Origin of the sequence: Rudanella lutea DSM 19387 (genome assembly GCF_000383955.1) — a bacterium.
Classification (GTDB): Bacteria; Bacteroidota; Bacteroidia; order Cytophagales; family Spirosomataceae; genus Rudanella; species Rudanella lutea.
On the sequence record NZ_KB913013.1, the window covers coordinates 5,687,843 to 5,708,734 of the forward strand.

The 20,892-nt window shown below is 55.9% G+C and carries 17 protein-coding genes; 9 read left to right on the forward strand and 8 right to left on the reverse strand.

What is annotated here, in order from left to right; translation table 11 throughout:
- The first annotated feature begins 79 nt into the window (after positions 1-79).
- The 5 genes from RUDLU_RS0123365 (at position 80) to RUDLU_RS0123390 (ending at position 6,345) form a co-directional block, all read left to right on the forward strand.
- Positions 80-844 (forward strand): HpcH/HpaI aldolase family protein, encoded by a 765-nt coding sequence (locus RUDLU_RS0123365; RefSeq protein WP_019990868.1) that lies wholly within the window; start codon positions 80-82, stop codon positions 842-844.
- Between the two features lie 173 nt (positions 845-1,017).
- Entirely contained in the window at positions 1,018-2,454 is a 1,437-nt protein-coding gene (gene uxaC, locus RUDLU_RS0123370) for a glucuronate isomerase (protein WP_019990869.1), read from the forward strand.
- A gap of 76 nt (positions 2,455-2,530) precedes the next feature.
- On the forward strand, positions 2,531-3,187 hold the full coding sequence (locus RUDLU_RS0123375) for a beta/alpha barrel domain-containing protein (protein WP_019990870.1): 657 nt from the start codon (positions 2,531-2,533) through the stop codon (positions 3,185-3,187).
- Between the two features lie 717 nt (positions 3,188-3,904).
- On the forward strand, positions 3,905-5,806 hold the full coding sequence (locus RUDLU_RS0123385; RefSeq protein WP_245581708.1) for a PorT family protein: 1,902 nt from the start codon (positions 3,905-3,907) through the stop codon (positions 5,804-5,806).
- A 155-nt stretch (positions 5,807-5,961) separates the two neighbouring features.
- Complete coding sequence (locus RUDLU_RS0123390) at positions 5,962-6,345, forward strand: hypothetical protein (protein WP_019990873.1); 384 nt, start codon at positions 5,962-5,964, stop codon at positions 6,343-6,345.
- 57 nt (positions 6,346-6,402) lie between these two features.
- On the opposite strand, the gene RUDLU_RS0123395 is transcribed toward RUDLU_RS0123390, so the two are convergent.
- Positions 6,403-7,440: a transglutaminase domain-containing protein gene (locus tag RUDLU_RS0123395; protein ID WP_019990874.1), complete on the reverse strand. Its 1,038-nt coding sequence runs from the start codon at positions 7,438-7,440 to the stop codon at positions 6,403-6,405.
- A 32-nt stretch (positions 7,441-7,472) separates the two neighbouring features.
- Here RUDLU_RS0123395 and RUDLU_RS0123400 point away from each other — a divergent pair, with 32 nt between their 5' ends.
- Complete coding sequence (locus RUDLU_RS0123400; RefSeq protein ID WP_019990875.1) at positions 7,473-7,976, forward strand: PPC domain-containing DNA-binding protein; 504 nt, start codon at positions 7,473-7,475, stop codon at positions 7,974-7,976.
- 101 nt (positions 7,977-8,077) lie between these two features.
- Complete coding sequence (locus tag RUDLU_RS0123405) at positions 8,078-8,974, forward strand: transglutaminase domain-containing protein (RefSeq protein ID WP_169578068.1); 897 nt, start codon at positions 8,078-8,080, stop codon at positions 8,972-8,974.
- Positions 8,975-9,071: 97 nt separating this feature from the next.
- Here the strand turns inward: RUDLU_RS0123405 and RUDLU_RS0123410 are convergent, their stop codons facing one another.
- The 4 genes from RUDLU_RS0123410 to RUDLU_RS0123425 all read right to left on the reverse strand — a co-directional run bounded on the left by RUDLU_RS0123410 (position 9,072) and on the right by RUDLU_RS0123425 (position 14,309).
- Positions 9,072-10,385 carry a PQQ-dependent sugar dehydrogenase gene (locus RUDLU_RS0123410; protein WP_019990877.1) on the reverse strand — a complete coding sequence of 438 codons (1,314 nt, stop codon included), beginning with the start codon at positions 10,383-10,385 and terminating at the stop codon, positions 9,072-9,074.
- A gap of 161 nt (positions 10,386-10,546) precedes the next feature.
- The gene (locus RUDLU_RS0123415; protein WP_019990878.1) at positions 10,547-11,254 is read right to left on the reverse strand and encodes a head GIN domain-containing protein; all 708 of its coding nucleotides are present in this window, start codon (positions 11,252-11,254) and stop codon (positions 10,547-10,549) included.
- Between the two features lie 65 nt (positions 11,255-11,319).
- Positions 11,320-13,863: a PspC domain-containing protein gene (locus tag RUDLU_RS0123420; protein ID WP_019990879.1), complete on the reverse strand. Its 2,544-nt coding sequence runs from the start codon at positions 13,861-13,863 to the stop codon at positions 11,320-11,322.
- 32 nt (positions 13,864-13,895) lie between these two features.
- Positions 13,896-14,309 (reverse strand): PadR family transcriptional regulator, encoded by a 414-nt coding sequence (locus RUDLU_RS0123425; protein WP_019990880.1) that lies wholly within the window; start codon positions 14,307-14,309, stop codon positions 13,896-13,898.
- Positions 14,310-14,646: 337 nt separating this feature from the next.
- Here RUDLU_RS0123425 and porU2 point away from each other — a divergent pair, with 337 nt between their 5' ends.
- Positions 14,647-17,754 carry a putative type IX secretion system sortase PorU2 gene (porU2, locus tag RUDLU_RS0123430; RefSeq protein ID WP_019990881.1) on the forward strand — a complete coding sequence of 1,036 codons (3,108 nt, stop codon included), beginning with the start codon at positions 14,647-14,649 and terminating at the stop codon, positions 17,752-17,754.
- Entirely contained in the window at positions 17,751-18,860 is a 1,110-nt protein-coding gene (locus tag RUDLU_RS0123435; protein ID WP_019990882.1) for a hypothetical protein, read from the forward strand. Before porU2 ends, RUDLU_RS0123435 begins: the two co-directional genes overlap by 4 nt.
- Here RUDLU_RS0123435 and RUDLU_RS0123440 read toward each other — a convergent pair.
- From RUDLU_RS0123440 to RUDLU_RS0123450, 3 genes are all read right to left on the reverse strand, one after another.
- A complete protein-coding gene (locus tag RUDLU_RS0123440) occupies positions 18,794-19,471 on the reverse strand; it encodes a thiamine diphosphokinase (RefSeq protein WP_019990883.1) in 678 nt (225 codons plus the stop codon). The genes RUDLU_RS0123435 and RUDLU_RS0123440 overlap by 67 nt on opposite strands.
- A gap of 95 nt (positions 19,472-19,566) precedes the next feature.
- Complete coding sequence (locus tag RUDLU_RS0123445; RefSeq protein ID WP_019990884.1) at positions 19,567-20,037, reverse strand: nucleoside deaminase; 471 nt, start codon at positions 20,035-20,037, stop codon at positions 19,567-19,569.
- A gap of 9 nt (positions 20,038-20,046) precedes the next feature.
- Complete coding sequence (locus RUDLU_RS0123450; protein WP_019990885.1) at positions 20,047-20,832, reverse strand: aminoglycoside 6-adenylyltransferase; 786 nt, start codon at positions 20,830-20,832, stop codon at positions 20,047-20,049.
- Positions 20,833-20,892: the final 60 nt, after the last annotated feature.

A 20,892-nucleotide genomic window follows, 5' to 3' on the forward strand; every position in this document is an offset into this window, starting at 1 on the left:
CGGTCTAACTCGAACAAGGTGGTAATTGGGCTGGCTAAAACCAGCCCAATTCTGTATCTATGTATTCCAAAGCGCTCGCATGAAAGAGAACCCGATTAAACGCCGACTGAAGAATAACCAGCCTGTACTGGGCATTATCACGAATAGCACCGACCCGACCGTCGCCGAACTGTGTGGGTTTTCGGGGCTCGATTTTTACATGATTGACGGGGAACATAGCCCCGTCACTACGGCTCAGGTGCAGGACATTGTGCGGGCTTGTGAAACAAGTGGCATCACCGCCCTCGCCCGGGTTCGTTCCAACGATCCGAAGCTTATTTTGCAGTATCTGGATGCTGGCGTGATGGGCGTCATGATCCCCGGTATCAAAACGGTTGCCGACCTCGAAAACATGGTACGGGCTGTGAAATACCCCCCGCTGGGCGACCGTGGTCTGGGGCCGGTGCGGGCGGCTGAGTATTTGCAGGGGACCATGGGGCAGGGCGAATATGTGGGGTTTGCCAATGAGCAGACGCTGGTGCTGCCCCAACTCGAAGACAAAGAAGCCGTAGAAAATCTCGACGCCATGCTGACCGTCGAAGGGGTCGATGGGTTTGTGATCAGCCCCCGCGACCTTGCCATGAGTATGGGGTATTACGACGGCCCTGGGCACGATGAGGTGAAGAAGACCATTGGTGCCGTTGTTGAAAAAATCAAGGGTGCGGGTTTGGTTGTGGGTACCACAGCCGCCAGTGGCGATCAGGCAAAAGCCCTCATCGATCGGGGTGTGCTGTTTTGCCTGAACTCATTCGCGGGCCTGCTTAAGACCGCAGCAACCGATTTTATGAAAGGTCGGGGCGAATAAATGGCCCTTGCTACCGGCGAATTCTTACCGGCTAAACCCTTTTTTAATGGCAGAAAAACGGATTCATTCCTTACCCGAAGGGTATAGGTTTTGACCCGTTGTCTTTACTTTTGAAACCTGACTCGTAGCTTATCAGATCATCAGGCACGATCGAAAGCCGGGGTGACTTTCCGATGAAAACATTTATTACCGACGATTTCCTGCTTAAGACCGAGACGGCCCGGCGGCTATACCACGAGTACGCGGCCCCGATGCCTATCATCGATTACCACAATCACCTGCCGCCCGCGCAGGTAGCCAACGACCATCAGTTTGAGAATATCACCCAGGTATGGCTCTACGGCGATCATTACAAGTGGCGGGCAATGCGTACCAACGGTATTCCCGAACGGTATGCAACGGGTGATGCGAGCGATTACGAAAAGTTTGCCAAGTGGGCCGAAACGGTGCCTTACACCGCCCGGAATCCCCTGTACCATTGGACCCACCTCGAGCTGCTGCGGTACTTTGACATTGACGAACTGCTAACGCCCGAAACGGCCCGCTCTATTTACGATCAGTGCTCCGAAAAGGTGCGGTCGCCGGAATTCAGTGCCCGCAATCTGTTGCGCAAAATGAATGTTGAAGTGGTAGCCACTACCGACGACCCCACCGACTCCCTGGCCGACCATGCCCGGTATGCCGCCGAAGGGGCTGATTTGCTGATGGTGCCTACTTTCCGGCCCGACAAGGCCATGATGCCGTTTGATACCGTTGCGTTTGGGCAGTACGTCGAGCGGCTGGCTACGGTTTCGGGGATTGCCATTACCGAGTTTAGTGAGTTCCTTAAAGCGCTCGAAGCACGTTGCGACTTTTTTGCCAGCTTGGGTTGTCGGGCGTCTGACCACGGTCTGGAGCAGGTTTGGGCCGAGCCCTGCACCGAATGGGAAGCAGCCGCGCTCTTTGGCCGGTTGCTCGAAGGCGAAACCCTGTCGACTGCCGAAGTGCGTCAGTTTGGCTCGTTTATGCTGGTTTGGTTTGGGCAGCAGGATCACAGTCGTGGTTGGGTACAGCAGTATCACCTCGGTGCCCTGCGCAACAACAACAGCCGTTTGCTTAAGAAATTAGGCCCCGACACGGGCTGGGATAGCATCGGTGATTTCAATCAGGCTCAACCCCTGTCGCGTCTGCTTGACCGGCTCGATAGCAACGATCAACTCGCCCGCACAATTCTGTACAACCTGAATCCGGCCGATAATGAGCTGATGGCCACCATGATTGGGAATTTCCAGGACGGAACCGTGCCGGGCAAATTGCAGTTTGGTTCGGGTTGGTGGTTCCTCGATCAGAAAGATGGCATGGAAAAGCAGATCAACGCCCTCTCGAACATGGGTCTGTTGAGCCGGTTTGTAGGTATGCTGACCGATTCGCGGAGCTTCCTGAGTTTCCCCCGGCACGAATATTTCCGGCGCATTTTGTGCAACATGCTCGGGCAGGATGTCGAAAATGGCGAACTCCCCAACGATGTTGCCTGGCTCGGTAAAATGGTTCAGGATATATGCTATAACAATGCTCGCGACTACTTCCAGTTTGCGGGCACCTCTCAGCCTGCTGCTGCGGGCGTCCAGTAATGGCTCAACAGAGCCCATTCTCCCGCCAGTAACCTCCCCGCGTCTTCGGGCCGGGGAGGAAACGGTGGCTTTGCACATGATGACAACAACCGAGCAACTTCTTCAGGCGGGTATTGTACCCGTTTTTTCGCATCCCGATGCCGAAACCAGCGTCGCTGTAGTGGCGGCCAGTTATGCAGGCGGAATCCGCGTGTTTGAGTACACCAACCGAAATGCTTCGGCGCTTGATAACTTCCGACGACTGGTCGATGCGAAAGCTGGACAGTTTCCTCAAATGCTGCTGGGTATCGGAACCATCTGGGAGTCGGCGCAGGCCCACGCGTTTATCGATGCAGGGGCTACGTTTGTGGTGAGCCCGGTGATGAACCCAGCCGTAGGTGCTGTTTGTCAGGAACGCAACATCCCCTGGATTCCGGGCTGTATGACGCTCACAGAAGTGTACCAGGCCCAGAAAGCGGGCGCTACGTTTATCAAAGTGTTTCCCGGCGAAGTAGTTGGTCCAGCGTTTGTACGTTCGGTAAAGAGTGTACTGCCCGACGTGCAGCTGATGATTACCGGGGGGGTAGAGCCTACCGAGGCCAGTTTGTCTGCCTGGTTTGGGGCCGGGGCAACGGCTGTTGGTATGGGATCACAATTGTTCAACAAGCAGGCTGTAGCCCAGAAAGACGGGCGAGTAATTGAGGCTGCTGTGGCCAATGCGATGCAGGTTTACCAACAGGTGAAAGCGCGCTAAAGGACGGGCTGCGAGAAGCCTTTCAATCATTCAGGCGTATAGCCGGTTACCGAATCCTCATCGGTAGCTGGCCATACGCTTTTTTGGTTGATAAACCTGCTTTGGCGTGTGCTAAAACGGGTTTTGGGCAGGAGGGCTGGGCGTGACAAGCAAAAGTCGGTGCTTTCGGAATGGTTGACTGAATCCGTTTAATCAAAAAATAAAATTTACTTGCCTGTGCGTAGCTCTTTCTGGTTTTTAGTTGTGCGGTTATATTCAGTTAAATAGCATCTGAAAAAGATGCTTTCTGGCGGCTTAGGGCCAGAAAATATTAGTTATGGATAACAGAAAATCTGCATCCGTGCTTTAGATTTGGCCCGAATTCGCAGTGGAAGAGATTATAGGCACAGATTTTGTCCGCTCAGACCATGAACTGGAAAGATATTTTTCTCGGCCAGTATGGATAAAATGAGTTTACGGCACAAATTTGCGTGTCAAATGGTCTAAAACGCTGTCAATTAGTTGGTTGGTGGGTGCGTCGCAGCCGGGTTTACAGAAGATTGGCCAGGGTTTCTGAACGGTGCTGATGGTCGAAAACATGAAAACTTTGTTGGCCACTGGCTAAACTTTTTGGAATAGTGACGTATAGTTGTAAGTTTCGTCTGAGAATGACAAAATCGGATTACCATGATCAAACTTATCCCCCCTGCGCTTAATCATCGATTTAAGCGTCGAGCGATGTTATCTTGTACCATTGGAGGTGCGTTGTCGGCAAGCCTAATGCTCAGCCCGACGGTGGCCAACGCGCAACAGTCTGCCGATACGCTCCGTCGAAATGAGCAAGGTGACAAATGTACGCCCAAAGAAAACATCTACCGCCTGGGCCGTGGCGTGTACACCGATACGTTGCGCCGGGCTGACTTCCGGGCGCGTGCCAGCGACGTTGCCGAGCTGGACGATTGTGACACAACACTGCAAACGTTCGTATTGGTACGGCGGCCCTCGCCATGGCGGGTTGGGGCTTACGTAGGACCTAACTTCGCGTATTGCGGAACCTGGGACGCTACGTTTGGCAACAACCGTCGTGACAACACGTTGTACAACGGTACCGGTTTCAATATCACCCTCAACACCGACTATTTCCTGAGCCGTCCTGAGCGCCGGCTGCGGTTTGGTATCGGTGCTGCGTTTGGTTATCAGAACTACCGGACCCGGCGCGACTACATCGACTTCCTGCGTACGCGGGCGTCGCAATTAGGGATTCCGAATACGGCCGAAGTGCAAATCCGTCAACGCTCATCTGAAGACTTCTTCTTCACGTTGGGTCCTGTTTTGCAGTGGACGTTTGCCCGGAGCCGCCGGAACCCGTCTTGCACGTCGTTCCTCGAACTGTCACCGAAAATTGGTATCTATCGCACGGAGGCTGCCTTGCTGGCAGCTTCGGTACCGAGCCTGAACGACCGGCTGGTTCGGATGGTATCGCCAAGCAACCGCCTGAACCACTTCGGTGGTAACCTGTCGTTGGGCGTATTTTTCCCCCTGCGTAATACATGGCACGTGGGTGTGCAGGCACAGGGCTTTTACACCGGTCTGAACTACTTTATCGTGGATGGGGTAGCTGATCAATTGCTCTCGTACTACCGGAAACATGGTGGTTTCAATGCCGGTCTAGCCGTTCGCAAAGGCTTCCAGCAGAAGAAGCTCATCCCGAAAGCACCGGTATCTTGCCCAACCTGCGACTCAGTTCCTGTCGTGACGGTACGCTTTGCTAATCAGACTCCGCTGGGTGGTCTGTCGTATGTAGGCGACAGCACGGCTGCTAATTCACTGCCGAGCATCAGCTGGAGAAGCCGTACGGTAAACCCGAAAAACGAAACCTTTACGGCTCGTTTGTACTACCGTCCGGATTCAGTAGCTGCTGGCTCACCTGCTTCCGATCAGATCATTGCTGAGGTAGTAAATACCACCGACACCACACTGGCTTTCCCCTCTACGTACGTAGACGAGGCTGGTCGCGCCCGTCGTGGTTTCTACTACGTAACGGTTCACAACCGGCAAACGGCCAAGTGCGGTACATGTATGAGCGAAGTAGCTACGACAAGCTTTGCCTTGTTGAAGCCAAACTTCACGCCACAGGCACCGTGCGAGTTCCGTCACAAACTGGAGCGCCTGGAGGTGTTCTACCGCAATCCATACACGCGTGACATCGCCAGCGTTTGTTACTGTAACGGTGAGGTTATCTCGGTTGGTGAGAAAACGACGCGTCTGCGCTTCAGCGGCCTGAACCGCCGTCTGGCTATCGATCCGTACACCTTCGATTCTACCGCCCTTGTGCTGAACTTCTCACAACTGCCTGGCCCGCTGGCACAGCAGCTGCAGGAAGAGAAGCGTAAGATCGAGTCAGGTCAGGGTATCCGTTACAAAGGCCGTCGTGTACGTCCGCAGGTACAGTACTTCCGCGCTGTGTTCTCGGCTGAGCAACTGCCATGCAACGGTCAGGAAGGTCGCCCAGTGGGTAGCTTCAACGTAATCGTGAGCGACAACACGTACTCGATTACTGATCTGAAGCCACTCAGCCCTGAGCAGTATCAGAAACTGACGGCACCCGCTGCTCCACAGCCAAGCCGTCGCCGTCGGTAATTAACCGATAGGTCGATTTAGTACAAGGCCCGCTCAACCTGAGCGGGCCTTTTTTTATACCTGTTCCAACGCTTTTGTTTATTCCAGAGTCATGGAAAAAACGGGTTTGGCATAAGCGTTGCGAGCGCTAAGCCGAAACCTAAAGCGTACCTTTTATGAAGCACTTTTTCATGACCATGCTGGCGGTAGGGGCAACAAGCTGCCAGTCAGATGAGCTTTCGGCGCTCCGGCTTGTTGATCAGCCGGGGTTTTTAGAAGTAGCCGTGTGTAGCCGGGGCTGCTACCAGTATTTTTTGAGCGTTTCTCGCCCTAATACGGCCGAACGCTGGTTCCCGGTCAACCTGGATAAAGAATTGCAACAGGCCGCGCTGGATTACGCCATTGCGAATCAGGTGACGACGGATAACCGGTTGCCGGTTGTTTTCACCGGTACGTTACTGACCGATTCGACCACCATAAAAACAGCCGGGGCCGACGATGTGCCAGTCCCGGCCTTCAAAGCCCGAAATATTGAGTTAACCGGTATTCGGAAGCGTTAAAAGCTGTTTGCGTCAATCACCTTGGCTGCTGCTCAAATCGCTAATGCAAACAGCTTCTTAACCTTTTACCACCGAAAACGACCCGATGGCTTCGTACTGCTGATACCGGCCACCCGGTTCGGCTTTCGGTTTAGCAAATACAAACAGGGTAGAGGTGCCCCGCTGGGGTACGCGTACCGTGAGGGTATAGGTGTCGCCGTTACGTTGTAGGGTAGAGGGCACCGTCTGTACGGAGTTATACCCCGGCCGGGCTAGTGAACAGATAATTTTTACATCTTCCGGATTCCGAAACGTAATGGTAGCTACGTCGTTGGTTCGTATAAGCCCGTTTTGTGGAAACCGGCTATCGAATCCCATCCGAAAGTAGGCGTCGTAGAGCTTGGGGAACCGGTCGAAAGCGGCTTTGCTGACGGGCGGGTTGAGTAGCTGCCAACGCGAGTCGGCAGGCAGGTGCTGAGCGACAAACGCCTGTGGGTCGGTCAGGAAATAGTGATCGTTTGGCCGACCGTTTTTGCCGGTTGTAATCGCCCACGTAATATCCACCAGATACCAGTCGCCATCGAGTTTTACGGCATTCCATTCGTGATCTACGGGGCCGGTGGGCTGACCGGCCGTACCGTCGTCGGTGCGTGAGTATCCTTTTACATTAGCCACATCGACCCCCGCCCGGTTGAGCAGGTGTTTGTACAACAGCGAAAAGCCCGTACAAACCGCCCGGCGCGATTTGAGTACCCGGTTGGCGTACTCAACTTCCGAAAAATACGTGCCGTTACCATACGCATTCATATCGTACCGTACGTGCGATAAAATCCAGGCGTATATTGATCGGGCTTTGGCCAGATCCGACCGGGCAGGTGCCGTCAGGTGCTTGGCCAGCGTGGTCAGGTCGCGGGATTGGCTTTCGGGCGTACGACGCGCATAATTGTCGATAGCACTATAATTGGCGTCGGGCGCGTAGGCCAGCAATGGATTGGCGGTGGTTTCCCAGCTTACAAGGTTGGTTGAGCGGGCTGGGGCAGTGGGGGCGGCAACAAATCCGCTGCCGGTGAGTAGCATTAGGGTGGCCAGCGAAAGGCCTAATGTGTAGTTTCGCATTCCTCAATCAGTTTCACATAGGCATAACTTTCATGCGGGCCTTATTATTGCTCATTACCCTACTCAGTTTACCGATTATGGCTTACAGTCAGTCTTCGCCCGTTCCCGTCATGGCATCGGATATGAAAACCCTCTCCTTTCGGCTACGGCCGGGCCAGGATCTGAAAGAAGAATTAGATAAACTGGTGCAGCAAGAAGGTATCGAAGCGGGCGCGGTTCTGACCTGCGTCGGAAGTCTGACCGACCTTACACTGCGACTGGCTAACCAGGAAGGCCCGAGCCGATGGCAGGGGCATTTCGAGATTGTATCGCTGGTGGGTACGCTTTCAACCAGTGGGAGTCATCTGCACCTGTCGGTTTCCGACTCTACCGGGCGTACCCTGGGCGGACATTTGATGGCTGGCTGTAAAATATATACAACGGCCGAGACGGTGGTAGGCGTACTGACCGATGTTGGGTACACCCGCGAGCCTGACCCAACATTTGGGTACCGGGAGCTGGTTGTCCGGAAAAAAGCTAAGGCCCGGAAAAAATAAACCAGCGAATGAAACCGGCGGTAGCGAATGACATACGGAGAAGCAAGCCGACAGCCGCTTTACGGGGGTGTTTTGGCATGCTGGTGGCTTTGGGTGTCGCTATGGCAGGATATGGCCAGGTTTCAAAACAGGTAACAACCCCTGAGCCACCGTCCGATTTGGCGGAGTTGGTGCAGGGCATCACCGCCGGTGCTGCTACCGATTCGGCCAAAGCAAGAGCTTTGTTTGTATGGGTAGCTACCCATATTCGGTACGACGCACCCAAAGCGGCCGAGTTTCGGGTTAGCTACGGTAGTCGGCCTATCGATACGCTGGCGGCTGCCCGGCAGGTTTTGCAGGCTCGTAAAGGCGTTTGTACCGATTACTCACTTTTACTGTATCAGTTGTACCGGCAGGCTGGTTTGCGGACTCGAATCATCAGCGGGTACGCCAAAGGGCAGTTCGAACAGGCCGGAACTCCCATTCAGTCCATTAATCATCAATGGAACGCCGTTTGGCTCGACGGGCGCTGGCGTATGCTCGATCCGACCTGGGCCAGTACCAACGGGGGGAGCCGCCCGGCCAATATGCATTATTTTCTGACCCACCCCGAGTGGTTTGGGGGTGATCATTTCGCCCATGACCCGGCCGATAGGCTGACCGGCCCTGTTTCGACCAAGGCCCAATTTGACGCGTTGCCGCGGGTGTACAGTTCGTTTTTTGGGCTGGGTTTTGGTCCCGATATTCCCCGGCAGGGGTTGTTCCAGATCCGGCGCAAACTCAAACTGGTGCTGCAAAACCGGGCTGATATGGAGTTTCAGGTGTTGGCGCACCGGTTTGGCAACCCTCAGAAAGAACAGGCGTTTTACGGGCGGGCGTTCCGCACCCCAACCGGCTACGAACTGCCGATGGTGGTGTATCGGCCCGGCCCATACTCCGTGCATGTACTGAGCCGACCCAAAGGCAATCCAGACGATTTTAAACTCATTCTGACATGCACGGTTGTGAGCAGTCAGTAAAACGTTGTCGAGAGCTGGACCGGCGCGAACAAAGTCAAAGGCCCACGACCGGACTTCAGCAACGGGCGTGGGCCTTTATGGTACCGCAGGGGTAGGCTTACTTTTTCGAGGCACTCGTCTTGGCAACCGGCCCTTTGTAGCTGATTTTGAAAATAGTGCCGTTCAGGTCGTCGGTCACGTACAACGAGCCATCAGGTCCCTGCGCCAGCCCACAGGGGCGGTGCTGTACCGGGCCCGAAGGTTTGGCAAGGTCGATACCGGCAAAATTATCGGCGAAAATCTCCCACGGGCCAGATGGCTTCCCGTTTTTGAACGGAACAAACCCCACCATATACCCTTTATGCAGGGGTTGTGACTGACCGTGGAAGGCAATAAAGGCGCCGTTGCGGTAGCGTTCGGGGAAGGCGTTACCGGTGTAGAACAGCAGGGCGTTGGGGCCGAGGTGGGCCGGGAAAGCCGCCACCGGGTCAATCGTTTTGGCCGTGCCCAGTTTTTTGCCGTCGCCACCGTATTCGGGTGCTAAGAGTTTCTTCTTCTGGATGTGATCGTAGTAGATGTACGGCCACCCGGCATCGTCGCCCTGCTTCAGGGCATACATCGTTTCGGCAGGGAGTTCGGCGCTTTGTTGAGGGGTGTAATATTGCGGGTAAAAATCATCGAACGCTCCCCGGCCGTGCATCATCACAAAGAGGGTGTTGCTTTTGGTGTTCCAGTCGAGGCCCACCACGTTTTTCAGGCCGGTTGCAAACCGAACGCCATCGCTGAAAACCTGATTAGCCACATCGGCTTTAAAACGCCAGATCCCGGCGGCCGAATCGAGCAAGGGGCAGGGCATCATGCCTTTGCCGCTGTTGGGCTCACGACACCGGTCGTTGTCGGAGGCAATGTTGACGTAAAGGTTGCCCGCTCCATCTATGGCAATCGATTTCGACTTGTCGCGTTCTTTTTCGCGCAGGCCCGACACGAGCTTTTCGGGTTGATCGGGGGCTATTACTTCCTCGTTGGCGTTCAGTTTGTACCGGAATACGCTGTTGTTCGACGATGCGTACAGGTAACCATTATGAATCAGGATGCCCGTGCCGGGGTAGTCGCCGAATCCGACCCGTTCGTCCATCACACCATCATTGTTCGTATCGCGCAGCCGGTAAATGCCCTTGCCATCTTTGAGCTTGGCTAATTTCACGTAAACGTCGCCGGTTTTGCTTACCGCAATGTGCCGGGGGGCACCCACGCCATCGGCTACGATACTGGCCGAGAAACCCGCCGGGAGTTTGACATCGGTGGGATTAATTGAGCGTTTGGGGGCCGCTACCGATTTAGTGGGCGGAATGGCCCGTACGTGGGCCTGTACACCCTCGGTGGCTAAAACCGAGGTAAGCAGACAGGTCAGGGAAAATAGGGTTTTGTTCATGGAAACGGATGTGCCAACTACACGGCAGTCATACGTATTTCAAAGACGAAAGACGGAGTCGGTTACCCGTCTGATACGGGTATAAACGGCCCTAAAACAAAAACCTCGCCCGTCGGGAGTGACAGGCGAGGTTTTCAGTAGTTGGGTTACAAACGTTGGGGTTAACTATCCCGGCGCACACTGCTGGCCCCTGAGGTGTTGCTGCTAACCGAAGCCCCGCCCCGGTAGCGAACGCTGCTGGCTCCGCTGGCTTCCACATTCACTTTTTCGGTAGCGGATACGTTGGCGTTGCTCGCCCCCGACACGTCGAGGTTAACCTGTTTGGTTTTGAGCTCGTAAGCGCGCAGGGTAGTGGCCCCCGACACATCGCCCGTCATGCGGGTAGCGCGGCCATTAAGTGTTACCGACGAGGCCCCCGAAAAGTCAACCTGAAGCCCGTCGGCGTCGAGATCGATATTGGCTGTCGAGGCTCCCGATACGTCAAGTTTTACATCGCCCTGATTGCGGAAACCGCGCACGGTAGCCGTACTGGCCCCGGAGAAGTTCATGCCGCGCAACTGAGGCATGACCACGTCGATGCGGATGTTCTTACGGTTGTTGTTCCAGCCCCAGTTACTCTTTTTGTACCGAACCTTGAGGGTGCCGCCTGTTACGGTGGCTTCCAGTTCTTTCAGGTCTTCGTCGCGGCCCGACGCCTTTACGCTGAACTGACTGCCCTGAGTCACCTGAATGGTGAAGGCACTGCCGATGTCGACTTTGTCGAAGCCGCTGAGGGTAAACGTGCGGACATCGTCGGCGGCCCGGGCAAAGCCCATCGTGAGACCGGTGAGCAGCGTCAGGGCGAGAAGGAAAAAGGTGTTTCGTTTCATGACTGTTTATTCGGTTAATCAGTGGATAGATGCAGATTATAGCCTCAGCGTTGCATGCGTCCGGATTAATTGCCCCGGCTGATGCTGCTGGCACCCGACGTGCTTTCGTCCAGATTGTTCACCTGCCCAAAGGCGGCTTTGCTGGCGCCGTGGGCTGATACCTCGGCCTTATCGATTGACATTTGCTTGGCTGCGAGCAGCGATGCCCCGGTCAGTGAGCTTTTCAGCTCGTCGGCATTGCCTTTTAATTGCGCTTTTGAGGCACCAGTCATCTCAACACTAAGCATACCCACATTCGCATCGACTACGGCGAGGCTGGCACCGGTGAGGTCGAGGTTGAGTCGGTTGAGCCGCCCGAACCCATCCAGTTTACCCTGGCAGGCTCCCGTCAGGCTGAGGCCTTCGACGGTGGGCATGGTCACGCTGACGCGGACGGGTGCCTTTGAGCGATTGCCAAACAGGCTGCCTTTCGAGGGTGAGAGTTTCAGGGTCTGACCGTCTACCTCAACATCCAGCTTATCCAGTTCGCGCTGTTCGCCATCGGCTACGACCTGAAACGTTTCGCCCTGCCGTACCCGAACAACCAGCGCACCCGTTGCTTCGATCTCGTCGAATCCACGAACGTTGAAGGTACGTGTGCGGGGGCCTGCCTCGTCGAAGCTGGCGTTGAATTCGTCGTCTGAGAAGTCCTCGTCGTCGGTATTGGCCTGATCGTCACGTTCGTTCGATTCCTGGTCAATATCTCTCGGAAAGTTGATGCTCACCAGCCCCTCGTTGGCGGTCAGTTTCCAGATTGTCCGATCCATCCGGTCGAGTTCGGTCTGGGTAAACTGGTTGCGAACGAAATACGCAAACTCGCGGGTCATACGGAACGGTTTTTCAAACGGAATAAGTAGGTCCATATCCAGTTCCTGAGCACGGAAACGGGCTTTGGGAGCCAGCTCAAGCTCGCTGTTGAATCGAATCACAGAGTCTTTGACGGTATAATTGTACTCGATGGTCCGGGCATTGTTTTCGGCATCTTTCCGATTGCGGCCACGGGCCTTGAAGCGCTGAAGCAGCTGTACCTCATTGCCGGCATACCCCCGAATTTCGATGCTTGGGTTGTAATCAAACTCGGTATCGGTATCGCTCATGGCGAAGGTGGGCGTGGGAATATTCGCGATGGGTATCGTAACGGTCTCTTCGATGGTTTCGCTACGGCTAAACCCGCTCACCAAAGGCGTAATGGTGGCTCCGGCAATAACAAGGCTCAGAATCCAGATACCCAGCAGGGTAAGGGCTGTGCGGCCATTGAAGTACAACCGGCGGGTGATGAGCATTACGCCCAGCACACCCAGGGCAATGCAGGGCAGAACCCCGGCAATAAAGCTGGTAATAACCATCGGTGCGTCGAGGTCGGCCCGAATCCAGTCGAACGGAAACGGCCCGGAATTGTCAGGATATACCCCTGACATAATGCCAAAAGCGGCTCCAGCCAGGCTCACACAGGCAATTACGCCCGAAAAGGCCACCAGAATCAGAATGATGCCGGCCAGTACCCGAATTACGCTCACAATCCCGTTCAGAAACGGCCCGAGTGCCTGACCCAACCCCGCCAGAATCATGGACACCGCCCGAAAAGGAAATAGCAATACCTTGGTGAGACCGCTCTCGGGGCCACCATCAGGTACGTTCAGGTTGTGCTTGATGGTCTGCTCAATGTTAGCCAGTGTGATGGGCCGGCCCTGCATCTCCATTTTTTCGGTCACGGTATCGGCCGTGGGCGAGATCGCCCACAAGACCAGATACGAGATCAGACCGATACCAAACAGGGCAATCAGGACCACAAACAACAGGCGAACCAGACCCCGGTCGATACCGAAATAGGCACTCAGACCAGCGGCAACACCACCCAGGACTTTATCGTCGGGGTCGCGGTAAAATTTCTTTACCGTCTTATCGTCCTCCAGCGTGCTCGATCCCGGAAACGCGATCCACATGGCTATATAGGCCAGAACCGTCACCCCGGCCAGACTGCCAAAGAAACCTTCATTGTTCGATGTACCACCCAGAGCCGGGAAACCCAGCACCAGCAATACGAACAACAGACGAACCCAGACCGGGTCTACGTTGAAGTAGTTGGCCAGGCCGGAGGCTACGCCACCCAGGGTTTTGCGGTGCAGGTCGCGCACCAGCCGCCGGGGGGCCGTGGTTGTCCGGCCGCTTTGGGTGCTACCCGTAGCGGAGCCGTACCCGTAGGCACCACCTGCCGAGCTTGCCGAGCCACCCGCGGGGTTGCTTTGGTTACTGCGGGCTGAGGTCGTAAACAGTTCCTCTTCTTCAACGGCTTCAAAATCGGCTACGGTACCCATAGCCGCAATCAGTTCGTTGACGTCTTCGAGGGTAACGGCTTCGCGGGGGCTGCCCGTTTGCTTTTCGTTCGCCTTCAATTTGGCAAACAGCTTCTCGGCAATCCGGTTTTCGATATCGGTAATAATTTCCTGGCTGTCTTCGTACGAGGAGAAGTACTGCTGCACCGAAGTCAGGTAACTCTTAAGTTTGTCGTAGCCGTCTTCTTCAATGTGGAAGATGACGCCACTAATATTGATGCTGATCGTCTTTTTCATGGCTATGTGGCCGAAAGGGCAGAAAAGTCAGGTTAAGAAGGTTGATTCGATTGAGGAGGTTCTGGGGTATTCTCTGAGAGGGTAATGGGCTTACCGTTCTCAGGTTTCTTGTACTGTTCCGTTTTCTCCACAATGGTGTGAACCGACGCTGATAGTTCCTGCCAGGTTTCGTTGAGGGCCGTGAGGGAGGTACGGCCAAGTTCGGTCAGGATATAGTACTTACGCGGTGGCCCCGATGTCGACTCCACCCATTTGTAATCGAGCAGGCCGGCGTTTTTGAGCCGGGTCAGTAGGGGGTAGAGCGTTCCTTCCACAACCATGATGCGGGCTGAGGTCAGCTCGTCAAGCATGTCGGAGGCATACACCTCACCCCGGGAAATAATGTGCAAAATGCAGAATTCCAGAATCCCCTTGCGCATTTGCACCTGGGCGTTCTCTATGTTCATGGGCGTACGGTATTAGCGTGAAAGATCATGTTCATTAGTAGTTGTCCGGCTTACAGACTGGCTCATAGCCGTTTGTTGTTTTCGATGGTTCAAAGGTACTGTAAGGTACTTTGTTATGCAAGGTACTTTATTAAAATTTTGGTCGTTGCGTGATGAGTGGCCGGAAAGCTGGGCTGAATGGTAGAAAACGATTGCTTACTTTTTCGTTTAGATTCTCTGCCAATGTCGGAGCAGTGTATGAGTCGCCCCTGTGCCGAACGGCAGATATCACATGTCATGCCTTTGTTGTATTCCTTTTTTGAAAATTTGTAGTTTACCGGCATAAATCACCCCATTTATGCAGTGGCTATTACGTATTGTTCTGGCCTTTTTGACCCACAGCGTATTTGCGCAGCCAACCGGGGACGAATGGATTCGGGCCGACCAGATGTACCTAAAAATACCCGTGGCCCGGTCGGCAACGTACCAACTCACGGCAGCGCATCTACGGCGGGCAGGCATTGACCCGGCAGGCGTTGATCCCCGCACGCTTCAAGTCCTTCACCACGGGCGCGAAATTCCGACCTCGCTGACTGGCGATTCCGACGGCCGATTCGATACGGGCGATACCCTTTTGTTTGAAGGACACGCCAACGACGGCACCCTCGATTCAGCTCTGTACCGACCGGCGGGGGCGCAGCCGCATTCGTTGTACAGCCTTTTTTCCGATACAACCTTCTATTTCCTGACCTGGCGCGTTGGTGTGCAGGGGTTACGCCAACCCGTTCCTGACCCATCGCGTCCGTACCGATGGACCGAAAGCCGAATGGTGCTTACCACGGACTATGCCGCCGGAACCATTTACCCGCTCGGTGCCTCGCTTACCACCGGATCGGTACTGAGTGGGTACGACGAAGGGGAGGGGTGGACTGGTCCGGTAATTAATACGGGGCAGTCTTACTCGGTGCTTATGCCGCTATCGGGCGTTGTGTGGGCCGATAGCCTGCCCATACGATTGCAGGGTTGGGTGGTGGGCCGGAAGAATGGATCGCATCGGGTCGTTTGGCGCATAAATGGAAAGCAGGTGGCCGAAAGTAGGTTTCTGAACTACCAGACCGGAAGGGTAGAATTACTGCTGAAATCGGCCGATTGGGGTCTGGTTGAGTCACTGACCATCACGGTAGAGCCGCAGTTGTCGGGCGATCAGGTGTCGCTCTCGGCCCTACAAATCGAGTATGCGCAACACCGAACGGCTGCTCCCGTACCCGCCCCCGAATTGACCCCTGTGCGGTTTCGATCGTTTGACAACCGACGCCCCAACTATTTGATTGTAACGCACCCGCAGCTCCGACAGCCTGTCGGCCCGGTATCCGACCCGATACAGGCGTATGCGGCCTACCGGGCTTCGCGGGCGGGTGGGGGATACGACACCCTGACGGTAGACGTGAATGAGCTGTTCGACCGGTTTACGTATGGCGAGCGTTCTCCGTTGGCGATTCGGCGGTTTGCGCAGTCGATCCTGAAAACCCGCAAGCCGACTGATCCAGCGCCGATGCTGTTTCTGGTGGGTTCCTCGCGCGACCCACAGGGGGTTCGGCCCCGGCCGGGTGGCCCCAATCGCGACCCCGCCCGGCTTGATCTGGTTCCGAACGGCGGATGGCCCGGCTCCGATGGAGTGCTGGTTGAAGGGCTCAACAACGAGGCCCCCGATGTGCCGGGCCTGCCTGTAGGCCGTCTCAATACCGATAGCCCCGCTACGGTGCTCGATTATCTGGCTAAAGTGCGGGCGCACGAATCAGAAACCCCTGGCCTGTGGTCGAAACGAGTGCTGCACCTGAGTGGGGGGCAGTCATCGGCTGAATTGAGCCGATTTCGCCAGTATGTCGACGGGTTAGCGGCTCAGATTCGGCAACCGCCATTTGGAGCTATGGTCCAAACGTTTTCCAAACAAACCACAGCACCGGTTGAGGTGATACCCGTTGCGCCAGCCATAAATGATGGGATTGGTCTGATTACCCTATTCGGCCATGCCGGGCTGGCGGTGAGCGATCTGGATATTGGCTTTGCCTCCGACGACCGGCGCGGCTACCGAAACGAAGGGCGTCACCCATTTTTGCTCGTTAATGGTTGCGCGGCCGGCAATGTGTTTTTTGGCCGTCCCACGTTTGGAACCGACTGGGTAACGGCACCAGGGCGGGGTGCCATTGGGTTTCTGGCCCATACCCACAATGGCTTTGAACTGGAAATGAAGGCCTTTGCCGAAACGTTTTACGCCGTGCTCAACGACCCCCACTGGCTCGGTGAACCGGTTGGCCGGGTGCAGCAGGAAACCATCAGGCGGTATCTGCGGGCTCACCAATCCGTGGTGGATCGGGCCAATGTGCAGCAGTTTCTGCTCCAGGCCGACCCGGCGATTCGGCTGTTTCGGGCCGTTAAACCCGATTATGCGTTCGCCCCACCGAATCTGCTGCTGCAAGTGCCCCGGTCCGATTCCTTGCTTATCCGTACCGGGCTGACCAATGCCGGCCGGGCCGTGCAGGGGCGGCTGCCGGTACGTGTACGCCAATACACGCCAGAGGGGCAGTTGCTGCACGAACAAATGGTTTGGGTGTCGGCCCCGACGGTGTCCGATACCGTATCGATCCGTGTGCCGCGTGTGTCGGCCCAGAATCTTTTGGTCGAGCTGCGACTAAATCCAGCCGGGGAGGCTGAGGAGCAGAATACCGAAAACAATACGCTGGTTCTCGGCGGAAACAACCCGACGGCTTTGCCCTTTCCGCCCGATCAAATGGCTCCACTGCTGGAAGTAACCTTCGACGGGCGACCTATCGAAAACGACGACCTGGTGTCGCCACGGCCGTTGATCACATTGCGTGTGCTTGACGACAACCCCCGGTTGCTCCGGCGCGACACTACGGGATTACTGCTTTATTTGCAACGGCCGGATCAGGTGCAAACGGGCGGTTTCGAGCGGCTTTGGTGGCAAAACGCGACGCTAACCCGCGAAGGGGATGGGCGGGCCGTTCGGGTCGATTTCAGGCCGGCCCAACCCTGGCCCGATGGTCGGTACACGCTGGAGGCTTACGCGAGCGACCTGAGTGGTAACCGGGCCACGCCCTACCGTATCTCGTTTCGGGTTGTACGTGAACCCGGCCTGATGGCTGCGGGTGTCGGTCCGAATCCGTTCGACCGGTTTACCCGTTTTTTCTGTCAGTTGTCGGGTTCAGTACCGCCCCAACAGATTCGGTTGACGCTCACCGATCTGAGCGGTCGGGTGGTGCGGGAGGTGACGCTGCAGGGGCGTATTGGCACCGTCGACTGGCTCTGGGATGGGACCGATGCGCAAGGGTATCGGCTTCCGGCGGGGCTGTACCTGTACCGATTCGAGCTACTGGGTGAGGGCGCTCACCGGTTTCTCTCCACCGAAAATCGACCCCTGACCGGGCGGGTTGTTTTAGTCCGATGATAGAAGAAAAACACCGGTTATCCCTTATCTGGCTTGTTCTGGGCGTTTTACTGGCCGGGCTGGGTTTCGTTCATCCAACACACGCTACCTCACCCGACTCGGTTCATTACCTGCGCATGGCCACCGATTTCCGTACGTACGATGGTGCCTTCCCGCCGGGTTACCCGTTCTTGATCGCGTTTATTTCGTACCTCACTCAGTTGCCGGTTTTGTGGGCATCCAAGCTGGTCAATTGGCTGGCATTGGGCGTTTCAGGCGTTTGCTGGGCCCGGCGTATCGGTTCTGGTCGGGCTGCGGGTCTGTTGGCACTCTGGCTGTTGCCGGGGGCGCTTCGGGTGGCGGCTTACACCTGGTCCGAGACGGTATTTGTCGTTTTGCTGCTGGAGGTGGTCTGGCAAGCTCACTCGGTCTGGTACTGGCAGGGCAATACCACCGACAGCGGGTGGGCATCGGTTCAATTGGCCGGGTTGGCGGTAGCCCTCATCATGGTGCGCTACGTGGGTTTATTCGTGCTCATTGGGTTGGCCGGGCTCATAATCGGGTACCAGCCGAAGGGTAGTTTGGGGACACGCATGCTGGGGCGCGCCAACGCCAACAGACGTGGGCTAACCTGGGCCTTACTCGGGGCAGGGGTAGGCGTGGGTTTGTTGCTGGTGTTCAACTACACCAGCACGGGGCATTGGGTGGGCGGCCCCCGGCTGGCTCCCACTGATCCGTGGCCTCAGTTGCTCAAAATAACCGCTCTCGGGTTTGCCAACGAAGTATTCCTGTACAACTACCGGCCCGGTGTAAACTGGGTGGGTTTCGGCCTCGCTATACTCATGCAGGGGAGTGTCTGCCTCTTTCTCTATCGGAACCTCAACAGGCGGTTTCGGTGGCCCCCGATTACCAGTTTGGCCACCTGGATGGCCGCAACGGGCCTGCTGTACTGGCTCATCCTCATTACCTTACGCATCCTTAGTCCCTTCGATCCGCTAACCGAGCGGCTCATGATGCCCGGAAGCCACTGCGTGCTGGTCGCGGTTGTGCTAGCGCTCGGTCAGTCCCAGCACTCCATGATGAGTAAATCGCCGGAGCGGGCCGAGATCCGGACAAACCCATCCTGAGCGGCTTCGTTGCTGCTGCCGGTCCGATGCCCGAGGGTCAGGCGCTCGTCGTGCAGGTTGTACTTGAGGCCACTCGTCACCACGCCGTCTACCGTACCCACCGGAATGAGCGATAGGGGTGTACCGGCTTCGTACCATTTCTCGAAGGTGTTGACGAGCGGAAAAATGCGCGAATAGTCGTCGTGAATGACTAGTTTGATCTGGTCTTTGTACCGTACAATATTGGTCATGTTGGTAATGGAGTGGTCGGCGCGCCGACCCGTTGCCCAAACAATATTGACGGCCGAGTGACCCCGCGCCATAAGGTACTCAATACCTTTTTCGAGATCGGTTTTATTCTGGTCGGGTGTATGAACTACCTCAAGCGGGTACTGCCGGTGCCGGATCAGGTCCAGATCGAGCGGGTCGCCATTGGCCGCGGGGTCGAAATCGCCCAGCAACACGTCGACTTTGATACCCAGATCGAGCACCCGCCAAATGGCCCGGTCGAGCACCACGACTACCGGCGACCATTCGAGCAGCTGGCCGAGCAACTCGTCGGAGCAGCGTTCGCCGTTGGCAATTAATAAAGCGGGCTCCTGTTCGTCCCGGACAATATGATGTGATGACATAAAAAAGGAGGAAGGGGGGAAAGGGAGGAAAGGGAGGAAAGGGATTGAGAGTTTACCTCCCTTCGCCTTTACTCCCTTCCTCCTTTCTCCTTGAATTAATACTTCGTTTTATCCGTCTTGGCTCTCCATTCGTCGAATACGGTGTTGGCTTCGTCGCGCAGGGCCTGACTCATCGGAATGCTGCGTTGTTCGCGGGGCTTGTCGATTTCCTCGTAAATGAACTGGTCATCGAAACCCGCCCCGGCCGCGTCGGAGTGAAAAGCCCCGTACACAATGCGCTCGGGCCGGGCCCAGTAAATAGCACCCAGACACATAGGGCAGGGTTCGCAGGAGGCATACAGCGTACAGCCGTCCAGCTGAAAGGTGTTCAGATTTCGGCAGGCATCCCGGATGGCCACTACTTCCGCATGAGCCGTTGGGTCATTGGTCGAGGTAACCTCGTTGCTGCCTCGGCCCACAATCTGACCGTCTTTTACAATAATACAGCCGAATGGACCGCCCTTACCGGTGTTCATGCCTTCGCGAGCGAGCCGAATGGCTTCCCGCATGAAATATTCGTCGTTCATAAGAGGTTGTCAAATAGCAGCGATATAGTTTTTCAGGGCCTTTTCGGCGGCCGGACTGCGTACAATACCGGCGGGGGCCAGCGCGTCGCGGAGGGTTTCGTACAAATCGATCACCGCCTGCGTACTCGTCAGGAGCGACCCCCGCTCAGGTGTAGCGACCGTTTGCCGGAGTGCCGCGAGGTCAGCAGCGGGTAGGCTTGATTCAACCCGCCGGACGCCCCGAGGTAAGTTGCCCTGCTTTAGGTGTAACATAGGTCCAAGCACCATGTTACGAACAAAAGAAAGAAAATCCATGGCTTCGAAAAACTCACCCCGGCCAATTTTGAGGGCTGCGTAATGCATCCAGATCCAGAATCGGTCTTCAGTGGCCTGAAAATCAAAGGGCGGGTACTGAGCCACCGATTGGCCAAAAGCCGAGGTCAGAATACCGTCGCGCTCCCACAAAATAACCGGGTCTTCAACGCGCTCGTGCAACTCGTTGGGTAATACAAACTTCACATCGACGTGCAACAGTGGATCGGCAAACAAGGCAATCAGCAGCCGGGGCTCACCCACATGGTCGCCCCGAAACGAGGCCAGCATGGTACCAAACCGGGCGGCATAGGCGCGCATCTGCCGGAGGTCGGGGGCAATGGGTGTCGCCGTAACCAGCACCAGATCGAGGTCGGAGTAGGCGTCCATATCGCCCGAAATCCAGGAGCCACCCACCGCCAGCCCCAACGCATTAGGGTCAGCTTGAATAGCTGAGATTACCGAGTCGACAAACGGTTGAAAAGCGGGTAATTGATGCGCCATGGGGTCAGTTCAGATTAGTAAATTATCGCAGAACGGCCGTCTCGGGGCATAAGTTCACCG